An 856-nucleotide genomic window follows, 5' to 3' on the forward strand; every position below is an offset into this window, starting at 1 on the left:
GCGGGCCGAGGTCGCGTGCCGCGCCCTTGGTGTAGCCAACCACGGCTGCCTTGGTGGCGACGTAGTCGGCAAGGCCCGGGAACGAGGCGCGGTCGGCCAGCATGGAGCCGACGGTGACGATGCGGCCGCCTTCACCCATCAATTGCGAAGCGGCACGGATCGCCGCGATCACGCCATGCACGTTGACCTGGTCCTGACGGGCCAAGGCTTCAGTGTCGGCACTGGCATCGTCGATCGCACCGCCGGCGGCGACGCCGGCATTGTTGACGAGAATGTCGAGATGGCCGAATTCCTTGGCGACGTCGTTGACCAGTTGGGTGACGTCCTTCGCGGAAGCCTGGTCGGCCCTGAAGGCACGCGCCCTGACGCCCTTCGCCTTCAATTCAGTTACGACGGCCTCCGCCTTGTCCGGCGAGGCGACATAGCTGATGGCGACATCAGCGCCTTCGTCGGCGAGTGCGCGGGCGCTTGCCGCGCCGATGCCGCGCGAGCCGCCGGTGACGAGGGCAACCTTGCCTGAGAGCTTCTTGGTCATTGGATTTCTCCATTTCCTGAATTTCTGATGACCCTTGGATAAGGCTCCGCCTGTGGTATAGAAATAGAAACTATAGAAACGCATTGTTTCCCAAAAGCTCCGATCGGACAGGTCCCATGGCAAAACTCCCCGATTTCGAGGCGCTCGCGATTTTCGCAAAAGTCGTGGAATTACGGTCGTTTGCGGGGGCCGCGAGCGAACTCGCGATGTCCAAGGCGACGGTCTCGAAGGCCGTGACCCGGCTGGAGGAGCGGTTAGGGGCCCGCCTGTTCAACCGCACCTCGCGCCGGCTCGCGCTGACCGATGCCGGCCACAAGCTCG

2 protein-coding genes are annotated in these 856 nt (G+C 63.7%); one reads left to right on the forward strand and one right to left on the reverse strand.

What is annotated here, in order from left to right; translation table 11 throughout:
• Nucleotides 1-535, reverse strand: a 535-nt coding sequence (locus MOV74_RS39270; protein WP_246932994.1) for an SDR family NAD(P)-dependent oxidoreductase, incomplete at its 3' end; no start/stop codon positions are given.
• Between the two features lie 116 nt (nucleotides 536-651).
• Here MOV74_RS39270 and MOV74_RS39275 point away from each other — a divergent pair.
• A partial coding sequence (locus MOV74_RS39275; RefSeq protein WP_246932996.1) for a LysR family transcriptional regulator occupies nucleotides 652-856 on the forward strand: 205 nt, incomplete at its 3' end.

The sequence above is a fragment of the Bradyrhizobium sp. SHOUNA76 genome, assembly GCF_023006445.1.
Classification (GTDB): domain Bacteria; phylum Pseudomonadota; class Alphaproteobacteria; order Rhizobiales; family Xanthobacteraceae; genus Bradyrhizobium.